The sequence below is a fragment of the Actinomadura sp. WAC 06369 genome, assembly GCF_003947565.1.
GTDB classification, from domain to species: domain Bacteria; phylum Actinomycetota; class Actinomycetes; order Streptosporangiales; family Streptosporangiaceae; genus Spirillospora; species Spirillospora rifamycini.
On sequence record NZ_QHJN01000009.1, the window covers coordinates 85,147 to 106,366 of the forward strand.

Below are 21,220 nucleotides of genomic sequence, written 5' to 3' on the forward strand. Positions count from 1 at the left end.
ACGTAGGGAGCAATTAGGCAAGGTCCGTTCCTAATGGCGAGGCAGGCTCCGAAGAATGTTGGAAACCTCGGCGCGGCTGCTGCGCCTGCTCTCCCTCCTGCAGACCCCCCGCGACTGGACCGGCGCCGAATTGGCCGAGCGGCTGTCGGTCAGCACCCGGACCGTCCGCAACGACGTGGAACGGCTGCGGAACCTCGGCTACCCGGTGCACGGCACTCGCGGCTCGGTGGGCGGGTACCGGCTCGGCGCCGGTGCCGCGCTGCCGCCGCTCCTCCTCGAGGACGACGAGGCGGTCGCGGTGGCGATCGGGCTCCGCACCGCCGCCGGCGGCACGATCACCGGGGTCGAGGAGACCTCGCTGCGCGCGCTGGCGAAGCTGGAGCAGGTCCTGCCGGCCCGGCTCCGGCGCCGCGTCGGCGCCCTCCAGCGGTATGCCGTCGCGGTACCCCGGGACGACCCGGGCCCGCGGGTGGACGCGGACACGCTGAGCACCCTCGCCGCCGCCTGCCGCGACCACGAGCGTCTGCGGTTCGACTACCGGGGCCACGACGGCTCCGCGACCCGGCGCGAGGCGGAGCCGTACCGGCTCGTCAACTGGGGGCGCCGGTGGTACCTCGTCGCGTTCGACGTCGACCGGGCCGGCTGGCGGACGTTCCGGGTGGACAGGCTCCGCCCGCGCACCCCGGCGGGCCCCCGGTTCGCTCCCCGCGAGCTCCCCGAGGAGGCCGTCGACCAGGTGCGCCGGGGCGTGTCCTCGGCCTCCTGGCGGTACCGGGCGCGGGTCGTCGTGCACGCGCCGGCCGAACGGGTCGCCGAGCGGATCAACGCCGCCGTCGGGGCGGTCACTCCGGTCGACGACACCCGCTGCCTGCTGGACACCGGCGCGGACGGCGTCGAGGCGCTCGCCGTCCACCTCGGCCTGCTCGGCTTCGACTTCACCGTGACGGAACCCGCTGAGCTCGTCGAACACGTGCGCGCACTCGCCGATCGCTACCGCCGCGCCGTCGAGCCCGGGCGGGAGGAGAGTTAACGGGCACTCTTGCGGGCCGGCGCCTCCGTGTCCGTCGACGAGCCGCGCCGCCGCGGGCGGTCGGGCTGGATGCGCAGGGCGGTGATCACGGTGGCGAGCATGTCGTAGTGGCCGGCGAGCATGCACAGCTCGACGCACTCCGGCTCGGTCAGGTGCTCGCGCAGCCGGGCCCAGGCGTCGTCGTCGATGTCGCGGTCCCGCTGCAGGCGGTCCACGGCGGTCAGGATCGCCAGGTCGCGGCCCGTCCAGCCGCCGTCGCGGGGACCGGCCGTGATCCGTTCGAGGTCGCCGGCCGTGAGGCCGGCGCGGCGGGCGAGCCGGGAGTGGTGCCGGAACTCGTAGTCGCAGCCGCGGAGGTGCGCCACGCGCAGGATCACCATCTCGCCCTCCCGCCGCGGCAGGCCGCCGGCCGGCATCAGCCGGGCGGCGAAGTGCAGCCAGCCCCGGAACAGCTTCCGGCGGCGCCCCAGCGTGAGGAAGAGGTTCGGCGGCGTCGTGCCCGCGACCCGCGCCGTGCCGCGGCTCACGAGCCAGGCCAGCGGCCCGACCTGCCGCAGGCCGCCGGGCGCGACGCGCGGCCGCCCGGCGGGCGACGGCTCAGCCACGGCGCGCCGCCCGCCGCACGGCCCGGACGAACGCCCGGTTCATCGCGTGCATGGCCGCCTCGTACAGCGGCGGGCACAGGCGCTGGGCCAGGTGCCCGATCCGCACGTCGGCCGAGGTGTAGACCATGTACCGATCGCGTTCGACGCCGCGCAGGACGGCCCGCGCCGCACGGTCCGGGGACACCGCGTGCCGGGCGAACAGGCGGGTCATCCGGCGCGCCGTCGGCGTCTCGCGGTCGATGCCGACCAGCTCGACGCTCCGGACGAGCGGGGTGGCGACCGCGCCGGGGCAGACGAGGCTCACGCCGATGCGGTGGCGGCGCAGGTCGAAGCGGAGCACCTCGCTGACGCCGCGCAGCCCGAACTTGCTCGCGCTGTAGGCGGCGTGCCAGGGCAGGCCGAACAGTCCCGCGGCCGAGGACACGTTGACGAGGTGCCCGCCGCGTCCCGCCGCGATCATCGGCGGCACGAACGCCTCGATGACGTGGATCGGCCCCATCAGGTTGATGTCGACCGTGCGGCGCCAGTGCCGGTGGTCGAGCCGGTCGACGGCCCCCCAGACCGAGACGCCCGCGACGTTCATCACCACGTCGACGCCGCCGGTGGCGGCGAGCGCCCGCTCGGCCAGCCGTCCTACCGCGTCCCGGTCCGCCACGTCGGCGGCCTCACTGAACCGGACGGTGCCGCCCGCGTCCCGCACCTCGTCGGCCGTGCGCCGCAGGCCGGCGTCGTCCAGGTCGGTCAGCACCAGCTCGGCGCCGCGGGCCGCGGCGGCCAGCGCCATGCTCCGGCCGAGGCCGCCGGCGGCACCGGTGATGAGGCACGTCCGGCCCTCCAGATTCGTCATGGCCGGGACGGTAACATTTATAAACAGTGATGGCTATATATCGGGGTCCTCGTCGAGCGACCGCGCCAGCCCGCGCAGGAGGGCGCCGAGCGGAGCGCGGAGCCCGGGCAGGGCCGCGAAGTCGTCCCGGATGATCCGGGCGGTGGCCATCGAGACGACGGCTCCGAGCAGCGCCTCGCAGGTCAGCCGCCCCTGCGGCGAGCGGGCGCCCACGTGGTCGGCCAGTGCGTCGACGACCGAGCGCTGCCGGTCGATCCGGCGGCGCAGGAACTCCGGCCCCGCGGCGTACGCCTCGACGAGGAAGAGCCGGGCCAGGACGGGCTCGGCGGCGAGCGCGTCCAGGTAGGCGCCGACGGCCCGTTCGATCGACTCCCAGCGCCCGCCCCCCTCCTCCAGGGCGCCCGTCAGCACGTCCATCAGCGCGTCGGTGGCGGCCGCGTAGGCGGCCGCGAAGCACTCCTCCTTGCCGGAGAAGTGCTGGTAGAAGGTCAGGCGCGACACCTTGGCGCGCTTGAGCACGTCCGCGACGGTGACCGCCGCGTAGCCCTTCTCGGCGGCCGCCTCGGCCATCGCGGCGAGCAGCCGCGCGCGCTGCGAGGCGGTGACCTCCTCCCGGCTCAGGCCGTGCCGTCCCGGCGAGAGCCGCTTGGGTTCGGTGTCGGGAGAGTCCTCCATCGGACCGATGCTAGTGCCGGGCGCCCGCCGCCACCGGCGGTCGCGGACCGTCCGGCGGCGGGCGGACGACGCCGTCGCGGGCATGCGGACCGGACGTCAGACGGGGGTGATCGGCAGGGACCGGCGGGGCTCGAAGGCGAAGTCGGCGCCGGTGCTGAAGCGGACGACGGCGACCTCGTCGGGTTCGGGAACCGGCCGTTCCCGCCGCACGACGGCGAGCCGCCACTCCGCTTCGGTGCCGGTCGCCTCGACGTCCAGACGCGGGTCGACGGCCCGGACGGCGGCCCGCAGCGCGGTCGTCCACCCGGGGCCGCACAGGGAGATCCAGGCGCCGTCCTCGTGGGCCGGGGACGGGCGCACCGCGATGCCCCCCGCGGCGTCGAAGTCGGCGGTGACGTAGGCCGCGGGATTGAAGAGGGGGTGCACCGCGAGGAGGCGGGCCGCCCCCCGCGGGCCGTCCGGCAGGTCCAGCGCGCGCGCCAGGCGTTCCGCGGCGATGCCCGCGATGCCCGTGAGCTGCTTGCGGCGGATCCGCAGGAGCCCGTCGGCGTCGGCGGCATGCTCGGCCACGGCGAGCGCGAAGGCCCGGTCGAGCAGGTGCATCTGCAGGCACACCTCGTCCGCGATCCGGGCCAGCGCCGACCGGGAGAAGGCGGCGAAGTCGAGGTCGGACAGCAGCGGGCCGGAGTAGTCGGCGCGGCCCTCGTCGGCCGGGTCGATCGGGGCCAGCTCGAGGTTCGCGGCGCGGGAGCGCTCGTTGACGGCGAGCAGCGGGATGCCCCGGGCCTCCGGGTGGGACTCGTCGATGGTGACGGTCCAGGCGCAGTGGGGGTGCCGGTCGGCGGGGCTGCGCGGCGGGCGGTGGACGGGCCGCACCTGCGCCTTCGGATTGGTCGCGACCGCGGTCGCGTCGAACGTCGGGTCCTCGATGTCGTGGCACATCGAGCGGACGTAGGCGTCCCCCATCGGCTCGACGTCCATGAGGGCGCCGCAGTGGTCGAGGTGGAACTCGCCGTGCCACCGGTCGTGGACGGTGTAGCGGAAGTCCATGAACTGCGGCGGCGCGCCGATGTCGAGCTGCAGGCCCTTGAAGATCGTCGGGATGTCGCCCTTCCCGGGCACCTCGGGCGCGTAGCCGAGCGCCCGCTGCATCCGCCTGGTGTAGATCGGGCTGGAGGCCGCCCATTCCTGGATCGCGATCCGCGCCATCGCCTCCCGCCCGAAGTCGCTGATGCACCACGCCATGCCGGAGCGGTCGATGAGCTGCCCGATCAGGAGCAGCTCGGGGACGACGGCCGCGAGCTCCTCCCGGGAGAGGTCGGCGTAGCGGCTCGGAGGGGTCGCTCGGTTCATCTGCCGGTCTCCTCGATCGTCAGCGCGGGGCCAGGCCCAGGCGGGCGGCCGTCTTGTCCAGGTACTCGAGCACCGCGGCCTCGTCGGCGTCCGGCACGCCCCAGATCAGCTCGGACGCGCCCGCGGCGGACCACTCGGCCATGTCCTCGGGGCTTGGCTTCTTCGCGACCAGGATCCGCACGTCGGGCTCGCCCTCGCGGCCCGCTTCGGCCCACTCCTCGCGCAGCAGCCCGGCCTTGGCGGCGATGCCGCTCTCGATCGGGGTGGTCATCCACCCGTCGGCGTTGCGGGCGATCCACTTCATGGTCTTGGGCCCGCCGCCCGCGCCGATGACGACCGGGATGCGGCCCTGCGGCGGCTTGGGGTAGGCCCAGCTCGGCCCGAACGAGACGAACTCGCCGTCGTAGGACGCCTCGTCCCGCGTCCACAGCGCGCGCATCGCCTCGAGGTACTCCTTGAGGACGGTGCGCCGCCTGTCCGCGGGGACGTGGTGGTCGGCCAGCTCGTCGGTGTTCCAGCCGAAGCCGGCGCCGAGCGTGACGCGGCCGCCGGACAGGTGGTCGAGGGTCGCGAGCGTCTTGGCGAGGGTGATCGGGTCGGACTCCACCGGCAGCGCGACCGCGGTCGCCAGGCCGATCCGCTCGGTGACCGCGGCGGCGGTGGCCAGCGAGACCCACGGGTCGAGGGTGCGCGTGTACCGGTCGTCCGGCAGGTCCTGGCCGCCGGTGGGGTGCGGCGCGTCGCGGCGCACGGGGATGTGGGTGTGCTCGGGCACGTAGAAGGTGTCGAAGCCGCGCTCCTCGGCGGCCTTCGCGAGCACGGACGGCGCGATGCCGCGGTCCGAGGTGAAGAGCACTATTCCGTTGCGCATGGCGCCATGCTAGAACGTGTTCTACATACTTTGGAATGGTGACTGGACAGCTGTCTTGCCGAAGGACGGAGAACAGCCCCATGGAAACCGTCCAGCAGTGCCTCCGGTCGCTCGCCGACAGCGACGCGACGGCGATCAAGTTCGGTGACCTCACCTGGACGTGGCGGGAGTACGTCGCCGGCGCCGGTGCCCGCGCCGGCGCCATCGGGCCGATGCTCGCGCCGGACCGGCCTCCGCACGTCGGCGTGCTCCTCGCGGGCACCCCCGAGAACGCGTTCGCTCTCGCGGCGTCCGCCCTGGCCGGGTACGTCGCCGTCGGGATCAACGTCACCCGGCGGGGCCGGGCCCTGGCCGACGACATCCTGCGGGCGGACTGCCAGGTGCTGCTGACGGACTCCGAGCACCTCCCGCTCCTCGACGGGCTCTCGCTTCCGGGCGTCCGGACGATCGACACGGACGGCGCCGAATGGCGGCGCGCGGTCGCCGAGCGGCCGGCCCGGCTCGAGCACCCGCGCGAGGTGGCGGCGGCGGACCCGTTCATGCTGATCTTCACGTCCGGCACGAGCGGGACGCCCAAGGCCGTCCAGGTCAGCAACCTCATGGTCGTCTTCTCGGGCGCCGCCCTGTGCGACCGGTTCGCCGTCACGGCGGCGGACACCTGCTACCTGTCGATGCCGATGTTCCACAGCAACGCGATCCTCGGCGGCTACGCCGTGGCGCTCTGCTCCGGCGCGGCGATGGCGCTCGCGCCCCGGTTCTCGGCCGGCGGCTTCCTCGCCGACGTCCGCCGGTACGGCGCCACCTACATGAACTACGTCGGGAAGCCGCTCGCCTACATCCTCCGCACGCCGGAGCGGCCGGACGACGCCGACAACCCGCTGCGGGTCGCCTTCGGCAACGAGGCGTCCGACCGCGACATCGACGCGTTCGCGCGCCGTTTCGGCACGACGGTCTGGGACGGGTTCGGCTCGACGGAGGCCGCCGTCATCATCACCCGCGAGAGCGGCACGCCGCCCGGGTCCATCGGGGTGCCGTGGGACGGGGTCGCGGTCTACGACCGCGCGACGCGCACGGAATGCCCGCGCGCCGAGTTCGACGAGCACGGGCGCGTCACGAACCTCGACGAGGCCGTCGGCGAACTGGTCAACACGCTGGGCGCCGGCCACTTCGGCGGCTACTACAACGACCCCGCCGCCACCCGCGAGCGCCTCGACGGGGGCATGTACTGGTCGGGCGACCTCGCCTACCGCGACCGGGACGGCTACGTCTACCTCGCCGGACGGACGAGCGACTGGCTCCGCGTGGACGGCGAGAACCTCGCCGCGGGGGTGGTCGAGAACGTCCTGGTCCGGCACCCCGCCGTCAGCCAGGCGGCGGTCTACGGCGTGCCCGCCCCGGACGTCGGGGACGACCTGGTCGCGGCGCTCGTCCTGCACGACGGCGGCTCCCTGACCCCGGCCTCGTTCGAGGAGTTCCTGGCGGCGCAGGCGGACCTGTCGCCGAAGGCGTGGCCGCGCTACGTGCGCATCGCCGGGGAACTGCCGACGACCGCGACGAACAAGGTGCTCAAGCGCGAGCTGGTGCGCGAGGGGACGGCCTTCGCCGATCCGTGCTGGATCCGCGAAGAGCGGGGCCGGCGGTACGGAGTGCGGACGTGACCGCGGGCGCGGGCCCGTCCGATCCGGTGCCCGCGCGGCTCTTGCGGCGGCCCGCCGGCCCACCTAAGGTGGACACATGTCCAGTCAGGTGACCAGTCCCACGCCGCGGCAGGGCCTCAACCCCCGGCAGGCCGAGACGGTGCGGAAACTGATGGCCGCCGGACTCGAGGAGTTGCGCGCCGTCGGGCACGAGGCGCTGACGGTGCGGACGGTGGCCCAGCGCGCGGGCGTCTCCCCCGCGACCGCCTACACCTACCTCTCGTCCAAGAACCACCTGTTCGCGGAGCTGTTCTGGCGGCATCTCACCGAAGGCGGCGCCCACGCGACGGCCGAAGGCGGGGCGACCGAGCGCCTGCAGGCGGCCGTCCGGGCGCTGACCGCCCGGATCGTCGCCGAACCGGAACTGGCGGCCGCGGTGACCCCCGCGCTGCTCGGCGGCGACCCGGACGTCGCCCGGCTGCGGCTGCGGATCGGCGGCGAGTTCTACGCGCGGTTCGAGACCGCCCTCACGGGGCCCGGACCGTCCGGCGAGCCGGCCGACGCCGCCGTGCTGGAGGTGCTGGTGCTCACCTTCACCGGGGCGCTGCTGCAGGCGGGCATGGGCCTGCTGACCTACGACCAGATCACCGACCGGCTCGTCACCTCCGTCGAAGTGATCATGAGAGGCAACGCATGACCGCCCCGAGCGGCGCACCGGCCGAACCCCTGGCCTTCGATCCCTACGACTACGACTTCCACGAGGACCCCTATCCGCTCTACCGGCGGCTGCGCGACGAGGCGCCGGTCTTCCACGCCGAGCGGGACGACCTGTGGGTGGTCTCGCGGCACGCGGACGTCTTCGACGTGCTCCGCGACGACGCGGCGTTCTCCAACCGGATGGGCGTCTCCCTCGACGCGAGCGCGTGGAACCCCGAGGCGCACCGGGTGATGAGCTTCCTGGCCCTGGACGGGCAGCGGCAGACCCGGCTGCGCAGGCTCGTCTCGGCCGCGTTCACGCCGCGGCGGGTCCGGGAGCTCCAGCCGCAGATCCAGCGGCTCACCGAGCACTACCTGCGACGCGCCTTCGCCGCCTGCGCCGAGCACGGCGAGGCGGACTGGATCGCCGACTTCGCCGGCAAGCTCCCCATGGACGTCATCTCGGAGATGATGGGGGTGCCGGAGTCCGACCGGGACGAGATCCGGCGCCTCGCCGACCTCGTCGTGCACCGCGAGGACGGCGTCCGCGACGTGCCCCCGGCCGGCATGGAGGCGGCCGTCGAGCTGATCACCTACTACGGCGGGATGGTCGCCGAGCGCCGGGCCGCGGCCGACCCCGCGGAGGACCTCACCGCCGCGCTCACCGTCGCCGAGATCGACGGCGACCGGCTCGCCGACGGCGAGATCATCGCGTTCCTGTTCCTCATGGTGGTCGCCGGCAACGAGACCACCACCAAGCTGCTCGGCAACGCCCTCTACCACCTGTCCGCGCACCCCGCGCAGAAGGCGGAGGTGCTCGCCCGCCCGGACGACCCCGAACCGCTGGTGACGGCGTGGATCGAGGAGACCCTGCGCCACGACACCTCCAGCCAGATGCTCGCGCGCTACGTCGTCGACGACGTCGAGATGCACGGCGTGACGATCCCCGCCGGCGCCAAGGCGCTCGTCCTGCTCGGCTCGGCCAACCGGGACGAGCGGGTCTTCACCGAACCGACCGCCTTCGACCTCCACCGGTCCAAGGACGAGCTCGGCCGGATCCTCAGCTTCGGCTCCGGCAAGCACTTCTGCCTGGGCGCCAACCTGGCCCGGCTGGAGGCGCGCGTCGTCCTCAACGAGCTGGTCCGGCAGGTGGGCGACTTCCACGTGCACGCCGACCGCGCCGTCCGCGTGCACTCCACCAGCGTCCGGGGCTTCGCCGCGCTGCCGACCGGCTTCACCCTGCGGAAGAGCTGAGGCGGAAGGGTTCGACGTGTCCAAGAAGTACCAGCACCCCGACCGGCGTCCGGCGGTGATCACCGGCGCGTCCTCCGGCATCGGCGCCGAGACCGCCCGGGTCCTCGCCGCGGCGGGGCACCCGGTCGCGCTCGGCGCGCGCCGCGTCGACGCCCTCGAGGAGCTCGCCGCGGCCATCCGCGCCGGCGGCGGCGAGGCGGTCGCGCACGCGCTCGACGTCACCGACGACGACGCGGTGGCCGAGTTCGCCGCGAAGGCGACCGCCGACCTCGGCGACATCGAGGTCGTGGTCAGCAACGCCGGCCTGGTGGCGCCCGGCGCGACCATCGAGGTCACCTCCGCGCGCTTCGCCCGGGAGATCGACCTCAACCTCGTCGGCGCCCACCGGATCGTGCGGACGTTCGTGCCCGCCATGGTCGAGCGCCGGCGGGGCGACATCGTCTTCGTCTCCTCCGACGTGGCGGTGCGCCCCCGCCCGTTCATGTCGGCCTACTCGGCCGGCAAGTGGGGCCTGGAGGGGATGGCGAACGCGCTGCAGATGGAGCTCGAGGGCACCGGCGTGCGGGCCTCGATCGTCCGGCCGGGGCCGACGTGGAGCGGCATGGGCACCGACTGGGACGACGGCGACGCCGCGTTCGTGCTCGACCAGTGGGTCCGCTTCGGGCTGGCCCGGCATCCCCACTTCCTCAAGGCGAGGGCGCACGCGGACGCGATCGCCACGATCGTCGGCGCACCGCGCGGCGTGCATCTGAGCCTGCTCGACGTCAATCCCGAAGCACCCGTGGAGGAGAGATCATGACTGCCCCCGGGCTCGACCGGCTCGCCGGGATCCCCGAGGTGAGCACGGTCCTGGACGACCGGAGCCCCGAGGTCCCCGAGATCATCCGCGGCACCGGGCATCTCCCGGAGATGCGGGTCGATCCGATCGGCCTGTTCCACCGCGTCCGCGCGGAGTGCGGCGACGTCGGACGCTTCCGGCTCGCCGACAAGGACGTCGTGCTGGTCAGCGGCGCCGAGGCGAACGAGGTGTTCTTCCGGGCGCCCGACGAGCTGCTCGACCAGGCGGCCGCGTACCCGTTCATGACGCCGATCTTCGGCAAGGGCGTCGTCTTCGACGCCTCCCCGGAGGAGCGGCAGCAGATGCTGAAGAACCAGGCGCTGCGCGGCGACATGATGCGCGGGCACGCCCGGACCATCGAGGCGGAGATCCGCCGGATGGTCGCGGACTGGGGCGACGAAGGCGAGATCGACCTCCTCGACTTCTTCGCCGAGCTGACCATCTACACGACGTCCGCGTGCCTGATCGGCAAGCCGTTCCGCGAGGAGCTCGACGCGTCCTTCGCGCAGCACTACCACGAGCTGGAGCGGGGCACCGACGCCATCGCCTACGTCGACGCGCACGCCGACATCGACAGCTTCCGGCTGCGCGACGCGGCCCGGGAGAAGCTGGTCGCGCTGGTGCAGGGGATCATCGACCGCCGCAAGGAGCGGGGCAAGGTCCCCCGCGAGGAGCGCGACCTGCTCGACGTCCTCATCTCCCTGGACATGAGCGCCGAGCACATCACCGGCATCTTCATCTCGATGATGTTCGCCGGCCACCACACCTCCAGCGGCACCGCGTCCTGGGCCATGATCGAGCTGCTGCGCCACCCGGACGTCCTCGCCGATGTGGTCGCCGAGCTGGACGCGCTGTACGCCGACGGGTCCGAGGTCTCGTTCCAGGCGCTGCGCTCGATCCCCCTGCTGGAGTCGGCGCTGAAGGAGACCCTCCGCCTGCACCCGCCGCTCATCATCCTGATGCGCCTGGTCCGGGAGGACTTCGAGCTGCTCGGCACCACCGTCCCCGCCGGGACGCTGCTCGCCGCGTCGCCCCGGGTCTCCAACCGGATCGAGGACGACTTCCCCGACGCCGAGCGGTTCGAGCCGGGCCGCTACATCGACCCCCGCCAGGAGGACCTGCAGAACCGCTGGACCTGGATCCCGTTCGGCGCCGGCAAGCACCGCTGCGTCGGCAACGCGTTCGCGATGATGCAGATGAAGGCCATCTTCTCCGTCGTCCTGCGCGACTTCGCCTTCGAGCCCGCCCAGCCTCTCGACTCCTACGGGGACGACTTCTCGAAGATGGTGATCCAGCTCAAGCAGCCCTGCCGCGTGAAGTACCGGCGCCGGGCGGGGCGGTGAGCCGGATGCGGGTCGTCGCCGACACGGGCATCTGCCAGGGGCACCGGCTCTGCCAGGGGGACGCGCCCGACGTGTTCGGGTTCGACGAGGAGAACGACGTGGTCGTGGTCCTCGACGAGCGTCCGGACGAGTCGCGCCGCGCGGACGTGGCCACGGCCGTGAAGTACTGCCCGGCCTTCGCACTCTCGATCGACGAGGACTGAGGAGACGCAGTGAGTGAGCACAGTGGGCTGACCCGGGCCGAGATCGAGGAGTTCTGGGACTCCTGGCTCGCCGGCAACCGGGAGGCCGAGCGGACCGGCGACTGGCGGATGCTGGCCGACTGGTACGCCGAGGACGCGTCCTACGGCTGGATGTACAGCCACGACGAGCACTTCATGGCGGTCGGCCGCGACCAGATCCGCGACTGGGCGATCGGCATCGAGATGGACGGCTTCGACGGCTGGCACTACGACTACCAGGTCACCGTCATCGACGAGCGGAAATCGATGATCGTCGGCTTCTGGAAGCAGAGGTCCGGCATCGTCAACGACGAGACCGGCGGGGAGTACGAGATCCTCGGCATCGGCGGCTCCTGGTTCGGCGTCGAGCGGCAGACCTCCGGACCGGACGAGGGCCAGGTCAAGATCGCCTGGCAGCGGGACTGGTTCGACCTGCCGTCGACCGCCCACACGTTCATGGAGATCGTCAAGTCCGGCAAGGCTCCCGAGTCGCTGCTGAAGCGGATGAAGGTCGCCGGCCACGGCGTCCCGGGCCACTACCGCTACAAGGACCTGACCTCGTCCCTCTGGCCCCCGCCGGTCGAACGCGGCGACTACATCACGCAGGCGCCCGGGCAGGCGCCGGGCGGCGCCGCGGAGGAAGCGCGGTGACCGGCCGCGTCCCGGGCAACCCGCCGGCCCGGCAGTACATCGACGGCAAGCTCCGCGGTGCGGGCGGCGGGGCGTCCTTCCCGATTCTCAACCCGGCCACCGGGCAGGAGATCGGCCGCGCGCCCGACGGCACCGCCGCGGACGTCGACGCGGCGGTCGCCGCCGCCTGGCGCGCGTTCGACGAGACGGCCTGGTCGTCCGACCGCGCGCTGCGCATCCGGGTGCTGCGCCAGTTCCACCGGGCGCTGCTCGACGACGCCGACCGGCTCCGGGCCCTCACGACCGCCGAGGCCGGGGCGCCGGCGTTCTTCGTCACCGGGCCGCAGTTCGACACCCCGGTCGAGAGCCTGAAGTGGACGATCGACCTCGCCGAAGGCTACGCGTGGGAGACCGACCTCGGCGTCGGCACCACGATGGGCATCCGCTCCCGCCGCACCGTGCGGCGCGAGCCGGTGGGCGTGGTCGCCGCGATCACCCCGTGGAACTTCCCCAACCAGATCAACCTCGCCAAGATCGGCCCGGCGCTCGCCGCCGGGAACACCGTGGTGCTCAAGCCGGCCCCCGACACCCCGTGGCTGGCGAGCGAGCTGGGCCGGCTGTTCGCCGAGCACACCGACGTCCCGCCCGGGGTGTTCAACGTCGTGACGCCCCGCGACAACGACACGGCGGCGCTGCTGACCACCGACCCGCGGGTGGACCTCGTCTCGTTCACCGGCTCCACCGCCACGGGACGGGCGATCGCGGCGGCCGCGGCGCCCACCCTGAAGAGGGTCTTCCTCGAGCTCGGCGGCAAGTCCGCGGCGATCGTGCTCGACGACGCCGACCTGGCGTCCGCCGTCGGCACCACCGCCTTCGCGGCGTCGGTGCACGCCGGCCAGGGCTGCGCCATCACCACCCGGCTTCTGGTGCCGCGGGACCGCTACGACGAGGCGGTGGAGATCGCCGCCGCGACGATGGGCTCGCTCGGCGCGAAGGACCCGCTCGACCCCGGCACGATCTGCGGCCCGGTGATCTCGGCGGCGCAGCGGGACCGGGTGAAGGGCTACCTCGACCTGGCGGCCCGGGAGGGCGGGCGGTTCGCCACCGGCGGCGGGATCGCCGAGCAGGAAGGCGAGCTGGCCGGCGGGTTCTGGATCGAGCCGACCGTGGTCGCCGGCCTCGACAACACCGCCCGGGTCGCCCAGGAGGAGATCTTCGGCCCGGTGCTGACCGTCATCGCGCACGACGGCGACGACGACGCCGTGCGGATCGCCAACGAGTCCCCGTACGGCCTCTCCGGCTCGGTCGACTCCGGAGACCTGGCGCGGGCCAAGGCCGTCGCCGACCGCGTCCGCACGGGGACGATCGGCGTCAACGGCGGCATGTGGTTCGGCGCGGACGCGCCGTTCGGCGGCTACAAGCAGTCCGGCATCGGCCGCGAGATGGGCGTGGCCGGGTTCGAGGAGTACCTCGAGACCAAGACCGTGGCCGAGCCGGCCCGACCCCAGGGAGACCAGCGGTGAGCAGATTCCAGGACAAGGTCGTCATCGTCACCGGCGCGGCGCAGGGCATCGGCGAGGTCTACGCCCGGGGGCTGGCCGCCGAGGGCGCCTCGGTGGTGGTCGCCGACATCAACGAGGACGCCGGCGCCCGGGTCGCCAAGGAGATCCGGGCGGACGGCGGCGCGGCGGTCTTCGCCCGCGCCGACGTGGCGTCGCCCGAGTCGGCGCAGGCCGTCGCGGACACGGCCGTCGCCGAGTACGGCGGCATCGACGCGCTGGTCAACAACGCCGCCATCTACGGCGACATGAAGTTCGACCTGCTCATCAGCGTCGACTGGGACTACTACCGGAGGTTCCTCGACGTGAACCTCAACGGCGCGCTCGTCATGACCCGCGCGGTGTACCGGGAGATGCGCAAGCGCGGCGGCGGCTCGATCGTCAACCAGTCCAGCACCGCGGCCTACCTCTACTCCGGCTTCTACGGGCTGGCGAAGGTGGGCGTGAACGGGCTGACCCAGCAACTCGCGCACGAGCTCGGCGGGATGAACATCCGGGTCAACGCGGTCGCGCCCGGCCCCACCGACACCGAGGCCACGCGGGTCCAGGCGGGCGACGCGGCCAAGGAGCTCGTCGGCGCCATGGCGCTCAAGCGGTTCGGCCGCCCCGAGGACATGCTCGGCGCGGTGAAGTTCCTGCTGTCCGACGACGCCGCGTGGGTGACGGGCCAGATCATCGCCGTCGACGGCGGCCAGACCTTCCGGCTGTAGGCGCGGACGAAATGGGGACCGACATGAGCGACGCCGTCCGCGTCGGGTTCGTGGGCCTCGGCGACATCGGGAAGCCGATGGCGGCGCGGCTGGCCCGGCGGCAGGCCGAGGCGGGCCTCGCCCTGAGCGTGTTCGACATCGCCGAGGCACCGGTCGCGGAGCTGGTCGAGGCGGGCGCGAAGGCGGCCGACGGCGTCGGCTCGCTCGCCGCCGGCAGCGACGTGCTGTGCGTGATGGTCAACAACGACGACCAGGTGCGCTCGGTGCTCGGCGAGGTGCTGGCCGCCGAAGGGACCGGCGCGGGACTCACCGTGGCCGTCCACTCGACCGTGGCGCCCGCGACGCCCGCCGAACTCGAGGCGCTCGCCGCGCGGCGGGGCGTCCGGCTGGTCGACGCGCCCGTCTCCGGCGGCGCGATGGGCGCGGGCACCGGCGAGCTGGCCGTCATGGTCGGCGGGTCCGCGGACGCCTTCGCCGCCGTCCGCCCGGTGCTGGACGTCCTGGCGAAGAAGGTCGTGCACGCCGGGGCGATCGGCGCGGGCACCCGGTTCAAGCTCGCCCGCAACCTGATGCACTACGCCGCGTTCACCGCCGCGACGGAGGCGCAGCGGCTGGCCGAGGCGGCCGGGCTGGACATCGCCGCCCTGGGCGACGTGGTCCGGCACACCGACGCGCTCACCGGCGGGCCGGGCGCGATCATGCACCGCGACACCACCGCCGCCCTGGAGCCGGGTTCGTTCTGGTTCACCACCTTCGACCACGTCAGGCGGCTCGCGGAGAAGGATCTCGACTTCGCCATCGCGCTGGCCGAGGAACTCGGCGTGGACGTGCCGATGGCCAGGATCGCCCGGGACGGGCTCGCGTCCGGGCTGGGTTTCCGCGAGGAGCGGTCATGAGCGACGAGAAGAACGGCAAGTTCGACGGACTCCCCGAAGCGCGGGCCCGGGGCCTCCGCAAGATGGAGCAGGTCTACGGCTTCGACATGAACGACGGCCCCGGCGACTTCTTCCGCTACACCGCCGACCACCTCTTCGGCGACATCTGGCACCGGCCGGGCCTCTCCGACCGGGACCGGCGCCTGCTCCTCATCGGCATGCTCGCCGGCCAGGGCGCCGCCGACGTGCTCGGCGTCCAGATCCCCGCCGCCCGCGCCGCCGGCGAACTCGACGACGCCGCGCTGCGCGAGATCGTCGTGTTCCTCAGCCACTACGCGGGCTGGCCGAACGGCGCGCGGCTCAACTCGGTCGTCGAGGAGACGATCGGCAAGGCGGCCCGGGCGGCAGCCAAGGCGGCCAAGGCGGCCGAGGCGGCCGAGGCCGCCCAGGACCAGGACTGACCCGGGAGCATCATGGCCATCCGCGTCCTTCATGTGGCGACCGGCAACGTCGGCCGCATCGCCCTCGCGCACCTCATCGAGGACCCCCGGTTCGAGCTGGCCGGGCTGGTGGTGTCGAACCCCGCGAAAGTCGGCCGGGACGCCGGCGAACTCGCCGGCCTGGACGCGGTCACGGGCGTCGCGGCCACCGCCGACCTGGACGCCGCGCTGGCCGCCGCGCGGCCGGAGTGCACGGTCTACTGCGCGCTCGGCGAGAACCGGCTCGGCGCGGCGCTCGGCGACGTCGCGAGGATCCTCGCGTCCGGCAGCGACGTCGTCGCCACCGCGCCGGTCCCGCTGGTCCACCCGTGGGGCGTGCTGCCCGAGCGGATGATCGCCCCCGTCGAGGACGCCTGCCGGACGGGCGGCACGAGCCTCTTCGTCACCGGCGTGGACCCGGGGTGGGCCAACGACGTGCTGCCCTTCACGATCGCGGCCACCTGCCGGCGGGTCGAGCAGGTGCGCTGCTCGGAGATGGCCGACTACGCCACCTACGACGGGGCGCCCGTCATGTTCGACTTCATGGGCTTCGGCCGTCCGCTGGACGAGGTGCCGAAGCTGTTCAGGCCGGGGATCCTGGCGGCGTCGTGGGGCGTCAGCCTGCGGATGCTCGCCCGCGGGTTCGGCTTCGAGCTGGACGAGATCACCGAGCGGTTCGAGCGTGAACCGGCGCCCGAGGCGTTCGACGTGGCCGCCGGGCACATCCCCGCGGGCGGGATGGCGGCGGTGCGGTTCCAGATCGCCGGCGTCGTCGGCGGCCGGGAAGTGCTCGTCATCGACCACACGACCCGCCTCCGCGGCGACCTGCGCCCCGACTGGCCGCAGCCGGCGCAGGCGGGCGGCTCCTACCGCGTCGAGATCGTCGGCGAGCCGTCGTACCGCGTCGACGTCTGCCCGTCCAGCGCCGAGGGCGACCACAACCACGCGGCGATCGCGGTCGGCGCCGGACGCGCCGTCAACGCGATCCCCGACGTCGTGGCGGCCCCGCCGGGCCTCCGGACCCCGCTCGACCTGCCCTTCAACACCGCCCGTGGCGTCTTCGCGACGACACTGGCCCGCTGACCCGCACGAGCTGACCCGCACGAGCTGACCCCGCACGAAAGGACATCGGCGATGGGACGTCTGGACGGGAAGACCGCCCTGGTCACCGGGGGCGCGCGCGGCATCGGCGCGGCCGCCGCCGCGGCGCTGGCCGCCGAGGGCGCGAAGGTCGTGATCGGCGACGTCCTCGACGAGGCCGGCGGGGCCGTCGCGGACGGCCTGGGCGACGCCGCCCGCTACGTGCACCTCGACGTGACGAGCCCCGCGGACTGGGCGTCCGCCGTCGAGACGACCGTCGCCGAGTTCGGCGGGCTCGACGTGCTGTTCAACAACGCGGGCATCGTCAACGGCGCGGCCGTCAACCGGTTCAAGCTGGAGAAGTGGCAGGAGATCATCGACGTCAACCTCACCGGCCCGTTCCTCGGCATCCGCGCGGCGGCGGACCCGATGATCGCGGCCGGCGGCGGCTCGATCATCAACAACTCCTCCATCGAGGGGCTGCGCGGCACCTCCTGGGCGCACGGCTACGTCGCCTCGAAGTGGGGGCTGCGCGGCCTGACCAAGTCGGTCGCGGTCGAGCTGGCCCCGCACGGCATCCGCGTCAACTCCCTGCACCCGGGCCTGATCCGGACGCCGATCACCGAGGGGTTCCCCGACGACCAGATCCCGATCCCCCTCGGCCGCCCCGGCCGCCCCGAGGACGTCGCGTCCTTCGTCGTCTTCCTCGCGAGCGACGAGTCGTCCTACGCCACCGGGACCGAGTTCGTCGTCGACGGGGGAACCGTCAACCAGATCCCGCACAAGGGCTGACCGCCACCACCTACGCGAGGCAAGGATCGATGAACGCACACTCCTCCCCCGGACTGGCCGTGCCCCGGGCGCTCCCGGCCGCGGACCTCCCCCACGACGCCGAGCGGTTCGACGTCGTGGTGGTGGGCTTCGGCATCGCCGGCGGCTGCGCCGCGCTGGAGGCCGCGCGCTCGGGAGCCCGGGTGCTGCTGCTGGAGCGCGCCGCCGTCCACGGCGGGACGTCCAGCATGTCGGGCGGCCACTTCTACCTCGGCGGGGGCACCGCCGTCCAGAAGGCCACCGGCCACGAGGACACGGTCGAGGCGATGGCGCGGTACCTGACGGCGAGCACCAAGGACCCGGACGAGGAGAAGATCCGGGCGTACTGCGAGGGGTCGGTCGCGCACTTCGACTGGCTGGAGGCGCTGGGGTTCGAGTTCGAGCGGTCCTACTTCCCGGGGAAGGCGGTGATCCAGCCGGGCACCGAGGGGCTGATGTTCACCGGGAACGAGAAGGTGTGGCCGTTCCGCGACGAGGTCCGCCCGGCGCCGCGGGGGCACAAGGTGCCGGTGCCGGGCGACACCGAGGGCACCAAGCTGGTGATGGACCTGCTGCGGGACCGGGTCGAGGAGGCCGGCGTCGAGGTCCGGTACGAGACCGGCGCCACCAACCTGGTGGTCGCCGGGGACGGCGCGGTCACCGGGGTCGCGTGGCGGAACTTCGACCGGACCGGGGTGGTCGCCGCCGCCGGGGTCGTGATCGCGGCCGGCGGGTTCGTGATGAACCCGGACATGGTCGCGGCCTACACCCCGGCCCTCGGCGGGAAGCTGTTCACCCTGGGCGGCAGCTACGACGACGGCCTCGGCATCCGGCTGGGCCAGTCGGCGGGCGCCGCGCTCGAGCACATGGACGAGCCCTTCATCACCGCGCCGTTCTACCCGCCGTCGTCCCTGGTGAAGGGGCTGATCGTCAACAACCGCGGCGAGCGGTTCGTGGCCGAGGACGGCTACCACGCGCGGACGTCCGCCTTCGTGCTGAAGCAGCCGGGCGCGGCGGCGTACCTGATCGCCGACAGCGAGCACATGGAGGAGCAGCGGATGCCGCTGGTCCCGCTGAAGGACGGCTACGAGACGATCGAGGAGATGGAGGCCGGTCTGGGCCTGCCGCCGGGCTCGCTCGCGGCGACGATGGCGCGGTACAACGAGCACGCCGCGCGGGGCGAGGACCCCGACTTCCACAAGCATCCCGACTGGCTGGCACCGCAGGTCAAGGGTCCCTGGGGCGTCTACGACCTCACCCTCGGCACCGCCCTCTACGCGGGCTTCACGCTCGGCGGCATGGCCACCACCGTCGACGGCGAGGTGCGGCGCGCGGACGGCTCGGTCATCGGCGGGCTCTACGCGGCCGGGGCCTGCGCGTCCAACATCGCCCAGGACGGCGCCGGCTACTGCTCGGGCACCCAGCTCGGCGAGGGGTCCTTCTTCGGCCGCCGCGCCGGCCTCGCCGCCGCGGCCCGGGCGCGCGAGACGTCCCGCCGGCCCGTCCCCTGACGGACCCGCCGCGGCGGCCCGCTCCGGGGCCGGCCGCTCACAGGAGGCGGAAGGCGTCCCCCGCGTTCACCCGTCCGGGCGTCACGACCTGCGCGTAGACGCCCGCGCACGGGCGCGGCCCGAGTCCGGGCACCGGCTCGACGAGGTTGAGCCGGGCGGGGGCGCGGAGCGCCGCGGTGTCGCGGGGCAGCGCGCCGTGCTCCAGCGTCGGCACGGAGCAGCGCGGCGTCGGCGCCATGACGCGCAGGACGGCCTCGCCGATCTCCAGGTCGCGGCCGACCCAGGCGTTCTCGCCGAAGCCGGGGCCGCCGGTGTCGAGCACGATGTTGGGCCGGTACCGCGCGGCCTCCATGACGCCGCGCTCCCCCGCCTCCGCGATCGCGTCCAGCGTCGCGGTGCCGACCAGGTGGACGGGCGCGAAGTCGACGAACGTGCCGGGCGGGGACCCCTGCCCGAGGACGACCTCCTCGTCCTCCACCTCGGCGGTGACCCCGGCCGCGAGGACCTGGTCGGGGACGGCGCGCGCCAGCGTGGCGCCGTCGGGACGGGTGCCGGTGAGGACGACGCGGCGCCCGAGCGCCTCCGACAGGGCCGCGTCGGCGCCGGCGTCGCCGCTGCGCACCGTCCGGCCGTCCGGCAGGACGATCCGCACCCCGGTGCCGTCGGTCACCGCCGACATGGTCAGCAGGGCGCGCCACAGCCGGGGGCTCTTGGCGCTCGCGATCCGCCCGCTCTCGGCGTCGAGCAGCGCCCATCCCCGGTCGCCGGCGACGCCCGTCGCGACCAGTTCGGCCGAGGGCAGCTCCTCGCCCAGCATCGACTTGACCGGATAGCGCCACAACTCCGCGGCCGTTCCCGCCATGGCCCCCTCACTTCCTTCCGTGGTCGCGGTCCAGGTCGGCCGCCTTGGCGGCGCGTTGGGCGAAGACGTCCTCGCGGCGCTCCTCCATCTGCCGCAGCGCCTCCTTCCGGCCGCGTTTGGAGAGCCGGTCGATGTACGTGCGGCCGAACAGGTGGTCGGTCTCGTGCTGCAGGCAGCGGGCGAAGTAGCCCGTCCCCTCGATGACCAGCGGGCGCCCGTCCTTGTCGGACCCCCGCGCCACGGCACGGTCGGTGCGGGGGACCTCCATCGAGGCGCCGGGCACCGACAGGCACCCCTCGACGTCGTTGAGGAGCCTGCGGTCGCCCGCTTCGGGCAGTTCCAGGACGGGGTTGACGAGGTGGCCGACGTGCCGGACCCCGTGGTCGTCCGGGCAGTCGTACACGAACAGCCGGAGGTCGACGCCGACCTGGTTGGCCGCCAGCCCCGCGCCGTCCGCGGCGTACATCGTCGCGAACATGTCGTCGATCAGGGCCGACAGCTCCGGCGAGCCGAAGTCGGACACCTCGCGGCACGGGCGCGCCAGGACCTCCTCGCCGACCACGGTGATCCGGCGCACCGAACCGCGCCGCGCCTCCGGCGGCAGGTCCGGGTAGGAGTCGACGGGACTCCCCTGCACGCGGACCCGCCGGTCGACGGGTTCGGAATGCTCGTGACCAGCGGCCATGCTGCCCCTCCTTGTCCGCACGCCGCGAACGTCCCCGCGACGCGACGCTCCGGCGGGACTTGCCGTGATCTTTGCAAAGTAGCAGACTTTGCAAAGTGACTGAGGACGACCTCGACGCCCTGCGCGACCCCCCTCGCGGCACCGGCGGCGGGCTGCGCGAACACGAGGTCCGCACGGCGCTCCTGGACCTGCTGGCCCGGGTGGGCACCGCCACCGCGACCGAGGCCGCCGCCCGCCTGGGCTACAGCTCCGGCCTCTGCTCGTTCCACCTGAGGCAACTCGCACGGCACGGGTTCATCGAGGAGGCGCCGCGCGGCGGGGGCCGCGCCCGCCCCTGGCGGCTGCGGCGCGGCGACCGGGCCGCGGACGCCTCGGGCGAGGCGTTCGGCGACCTGGCCCGCGGGCTGGAGGACGAGAGCTGGCACCGGTGGCTCGCCCACCGCGACCAGGCGCCGCCCGAGTTCCGCCGCGACGAGGCGTTCAGCGCCGTCGCGTACCTGACCCCGGAGGAGATGAGCCGGGTCGCGGACGCCGTCCGGCGGGCGCTCGCCCCCTACCGGGATCGGGAGCTGCGCCCCCTGTCCCGTCCGGAAGGCGCCCTGCCCGTGGCCCTTATCGCCCGGTTGTTCCCCCTGCTCCCCCACACCCC

Annotated in this window: 23 protein-coding genes; 16 read left to right on the forward strand and 7 right to left on the reverse strand. The window is 73.8% G+C overall.

Features of this window, described 5'->3' with window-relative positions:
• Nucleotides 1–55: 55 nt before the first annotated feature.
• Nucleotides 56–1,030 (forward strand): helix-turn-helix transcriptional regulator, encoded by a 975-nt coding sequence (locus DMH08_RS04225; protein ID WP_125611824.1) that lies wholly within the window; start codon nt 56–58, stop codon nt 1,028–1,030.
• On the opposite strand, the gene DMH08_RS04230 is transcribed toward DMH08_RS04225, so the two are convergent.
• From DMH08_RS04230 to DMH08_RS04250, 5 genes are all read right to left on the reverse strand, one after another.
• Nucleotides 1,027–1,635, reverse strand: a complete 609-nt coding sequence (locus tag DMH08_RS04230; RefSeq protein ID WP_026401503.1) for a carboxymuconolactone decarboxylase family protein — start codon at nt 1,633–1,635, stop codon at nt 1,027–1,029. The two genes, DMH08_RS04225 and DMH08_RS04230, sit on opposite strands and share 4 nt — an antisense overlap.
• Nucleotides 1,628–2,482 carry an SDR family oxidoreductase gene (locus DMH08_RS04235; RefSeq protein WP_026401502.1) on the reverse strand — a complete coding sequence of 285 codons (855 nt, stop codon included), beginning with the start codon at nt 2,480–2,482 and terminating at the stop codon, nt 1,628–1,630. The genes DMH08_RS04230 and DMH08_RS04235 overlap by 8 nt, the downstream gene beginning before the upstream one ends.
• Before the next feature lie 33 nt (nt 2,483–2,515).
• Nucleotides 2,516–3,157, reverse strand: coding sequence for a TetR/AcrR family transcriptional regulator (locus DMH08_RS04240; RefSeq protein ID WP_125611826.1), 642 nt, complete (start codon nt 3,155–3,157; stop codon nt 2,516–2,518).
• A gap of 96 nt (nt 3,158–3,253) precedes the next feature.
• The gene (locus DMH08_RS04245) at nt 3,254–4,510 is read right to left on the reverse strand and encodes a hypothetical protein (RefSeq protein WP_125611828.1); all 1,257 of its coding nucleotides are present in this window, start codon (nt 4,508–4,510) and stop codon (nt 3,254–3,256) included.
• A 19-nt stretch (nt 4,511–4,529) separates the two neighbouring features.
• The gene (locus DMH08_RS04250; RefSeq protein ID WP_026401499.1) at nt 4,530–5,381 is read right to left on the reverse strand and encodes an LLM class F420-dependent oxidoreductase; all 852 of its coding nucleotides are present in this window, start codon (nt 5,379–5,381) and stop codon (nt 4,530–4,532) included.
• A gap of 80 nt (nt 5,382–5,461) precedes the next feature.
• Here DMH08_RS04250 and fadD1 point away from each other — a divergent pair, with 80 nt between their 5' ends.
• From fadD1 to DMH08_RS04320, 14 genes are all read left to right on the forward strand, one after another.
• Complete coding sequence (fadD1, locus tag DMH08_RS04255) at nt 5,462–7,039, forward strand: fatty-acid--CoA ligase FadD1 (protein WP_125611830.1); 1,578 nt, start codon at nt 5,462–5,464, stop codon at nt 7,037–7,039.
• A 76-nt stretch (nt 7,040–7,115) separates the two neighbouring features.
• Entirely contained in the window at nt 7,116–7,715 is a 600-nt protein-coding gene (locus DMH08_RS04260) for a TetR/AcrR family transcriptional regulator (RefSeq protein ID WP_026401497.1), read from the forward strand.
• On the forward strand, nt 7,712–8,968 hold the full coding sequence (locus DMH08_RS04265; protein WP_125611832.1) for a cytochrome P450: 1,257 nt from the start codon (nt 7,712–7,714) through the stop codon (nt 8,966–8,968). Before DMH08_RS04260 ends, DMH08_RS04265 begins: the two co-directional genes overlap by 4 nt.
• A gap of 16 nt (nt 8,969–8,984) precedes the next feature.
• Nucleotides 8,985–9,767: an SDR family oxidoreductase gene (locus DMH08_RS04270; RefSeq protein WP_125611834.1), complete on the forward strand. Its 783-nt coding sequence runs from the start codon at nt 8,985–8,987 to the stop codon at nt 9,765–9,767.
• A complete protein-coding gene (locus DMH08_RS04275) occupies nt 9,764–11,149 on the forward strand; it encodes a cytochrome P450 (protein WP_125611836.1) in 1,386 nt (461 codons plus the stop codon). Before DMH08_RS04270 ends, DMH08_RS04275 begins: the two co-directional genes overlap by 4 nt.
• Before the next feature lie 5 nt (nt 11,150–11,154).
• Nucleotides 11,155–11,352, forward strand: a complete 198-nt coding sequence (locus DMH08_RS04280; protein ID WP_026401493.1) for a ferredoxin — start codon at nt 11,155–11,157, stop codon at nt 11,350–11,352.
• Between the two features lie 9 nt (nt 11,353–11,361).
• Nucleotides 11,362–12,021 carry a nuclear transport factor 2 family protein gene (locus DMH08_RS04285; protein ID WP_125611838.1) on the forward strand — a complete coding sequence of 220 codons (660 nt, stop codon included), beginning with the start codon at nt 11,362–11,364 and terminating at the stop codon, nt 12,019–12,021.
• Nucleotides 12,018–13,523, forward strand: coding sequence for an aldehyde dehydrogenase (locus DMH08_RS04290; RefSeq protein ID WP_125611840.1), 1,506 nt, complete (start codon nt 12,018–12,020; stop codon nt 13,521–13,523). Before DMH08_RS04285 ends, DMH08_RS04290 begins: the two co-directional genes overlap by 4 nt.
• Nucleotides 13,520–14,269: an SDR family oxidoreductase gene (locus DMH08_RS04295; protein ID WP_026401491.1), complete on the forward strand. Its 750-nt coding sequence runs from the start codon at nt 13,520–13,522 to the stop codon at nt 14,267–14,269. The genes DMH08_RS04290 and DMH08_RS04295 overlap by 4 nt, the downstream gene beginning before the upstream one ends.
• 23 nt (nt 14,270–14,292) lie before the next feature.
• The gene (locus DMH08_RS04300) at nt 14,293–15,165 is read left to right on the forward strand and encodes an NAD(P)-dependent oxidoreductase (RefSeq protein WP_199747613.1); all 873 of its coding nucleotides are present in this window, start codon (nt 14,293–14,295) and stop codon (nt 15,163–15,165) included.
• Complete coding sequence (locus tag DMH08_RS04305; protein WP_125611843.1) at nt 15,162–15,605, forward strand: carboxymuconolactone decarboxylase family protein; 444 nt, start codon at nt 15,162–15,164, stop codon at nt 15,603–15,605. The genes DMH08_RS04300 and DMH08_RS04305 overlap by 4 nt, the downstream gene beginning before the upstream one ends.
• A gap of 12 nt (nt 15,606–15,617) precedes the next feature.
• Nucleotides 15,618–16,706, forward strand: a complete 1,089-nt coding sequence (locus tag DMH08_RS04310) for an NAD(P)H-dependent amine dehydrogenase family protein (protein WP_125611845.1) — start codon at nt 15,618–15,620, stop codon at nt 16,704–16,706.
• Between the two features lie 51 nt (nt 16,707–16,757).
• Entirely contained in the window at nt 16,758–17,495 is a 738-nt protein-coding gene (locus DMH08_RS04315) for a glucose 1-dehydrogenase (protein WP_125611847.1), read from the forward strand.
• 29 nt (nt 17,496–17,524) lie between these two features.
• Complete coding sequence (locus tag DMH08_RS04320) at nt 17,525–19,024, forward strand: FAD-binding protein (RefSeq protein WP_084549958.1); 1,500 nt, start codon at nt 17,525–17,527, stop codon at nt 19,022–19,024.
• 37 nt (nt 19,025–19,061) lie between these two features.
• Here DMH08_RS04320 and DMH08_RS04325 read toward each other — a convergent pair whose 3' ends face one another.
• Together DMH08_RS04325 and def are read right to left on the reverse strand one after the other, a co-directional pair.
• Nucleotides 19,062–19,886 carry an MOSC domain-containing protein gene (locus DMH08_RS04325; protein WP_026401486.1) on the reverse strand — a complete coding sequence of 275 codons (825 nt, stop codon included), beginning with the start codon at nt 19,884–19,886 and terminating at the stop codon, nt 19,062–19,064.
• A gap of 7 nt (nt 19,887–19,893) precedes the next feature.
• Nucleotides 19,894–20,571 (reverse strand): peptide deformylase, encoded by a 678-nt coding sequence (gene def, locus DMH08_RS04330; RefSeq protein ID WP_125611849.1) that lies wholly within the window; start codon nt 20,569–20,571, stop codon nt 19,894–19,896.
• A 95-nt stretch (nt 20,572–20,666) separates the two neighbouring features.
• On the opposite strand from def, the gene DMH08_RS04335 reads away from it, so the two are divergent.
• The coding region (locus DMH08_RS04335) for a helix-turn-helix domain-containing protein (RefSeq protein WP_125611851.1) at nt 20,667–21,220 on the forward strand (554 nt) is incomplete at its 3' end.

Excerpts from the sequence above, each read along its gene's own strand:
- DMH08_RS04305 (WP_125611843.1), top strand. The coding sequence starts at position 15,162 with ATGAGCGACGAGAAGAACGGCAAGTTCGACGGACTCCCCGAAGCGCGG.
- DMH08_RS04325 (WP_026401486.1), bottom strand. The coding sequence starts at position 19,886 with ATGGCGGGAACGGCCGCGGAGTTGTGGCGCTATCCGGTCAAGTCGATG.
- DMH08_RS04245 (WP_125611828.1), bottom strand. The coding sequence starts at position 4,510 with ATGAACCGAGCGACCCCTCCGAGCCGCTACGCCGACCTCTCCCGGGAG.
- DMH08_RS04310 (WP_125611845.1), top strand. The coding sequence starts at position 15,618 with ATGGCCATCCGCGTCCTTCATGTGGCGACCGGCAACGTCGGCCGCATC.
- DMH08_RS04300 (WP_199747613.1), top strand. The coding sequence starts at position 14,293 with ATGAGCGACGCCGTCCGCGTCGGGTTCGTGGGCCTCGGCGACATCGGG.
- DMH08_RS04275 (WP_125611836.1), top strand. The coding sequence starts at position 9,764 with ATGACTGCCCCCGGGCTCGACCGGCTCGCCGGGATCCCCGAGGTGAGC.
- def (WP_125611849.1), bottom strand. The coding sequence starts at position 20,571 with ATGGCCGCTGGTCACGAGCATTCCGAACCCGTCGACCGGCGGGTCCGC.
- DMH08_RS04250 (WP_026401499.1), bottom strand. The coding sequence starts at position 5,381 with ATGCGCAACGGAATAGTGCTCTTCACCTCGGACCGCGGCATCGCGCCG.
- DMH08_RS04260 (WP_026401497.1), top strand. The coding sequence starts at position 7,116 with ATGTCCAGTCAGGTGACCAGTCCCACGCCGCGGCAGGGCCTCAACCCC.
- DMH08_RS04225 (WP_125611824.1), top strand. The coding sequence starts at position 56 with ATGTTGGAAACCTCGGCGCGGCTGCTGCGCCTGCTCTCCCTCCTGCAG.
- DMH08_RS04240 (WP_125611826.1), bottom strand. The coding sequence starts at position 3,157 with ATGGAGGACTCTCCCGACACCGAACCCAAGCGGCTCTCGCCGGGACGG.
- fadD1 (WP_125611830.1), top strand. The coding sequence starts at position 5,462 with ATGGAAACCGTCCAGCAGTGCCTCCGGTCGCTCGCCGACAGCGACGCG.
- DMH08_RS04265 (WP_125611832.1), top strand. The coding sequence starts at position 7,712 with ATGACCGCCCCGAGCGGCGCACCGGCCGAACCCCTGGCCTTCGATCCC.
- DMH08_RS04315 (WP_125611847.1), top strand. The coding sequence starts at position 16,758 with ATGGGACGTCTGGACGGGAAGACCGCCCTGGTCACCGGGGGCGCGCGC.
- DMH08_RS04235 (WP_026401502.1), bottom strand. The coding sequence starts at position 2,482 with ATGACGAATCTGGAGGGCCGGACGTGCCTCATCACCGGTGCCGCCGGC.
- DMH08_RS04320 (WP_084549958.1), top strand. The coding sequence starts at position 17,525 with ATGAACGCACACTCCTCCCCCGGACTGGCCGTGCCCCGGGCGCTCCCG.
- DMH08_RS04280 (WP_026401493.1), top strand. The coding sequence starts at position 11,155 with ATGCGGGTCGTCGCCGACACGGGCATCTGCCAGGGGCACCGGCTCTGC.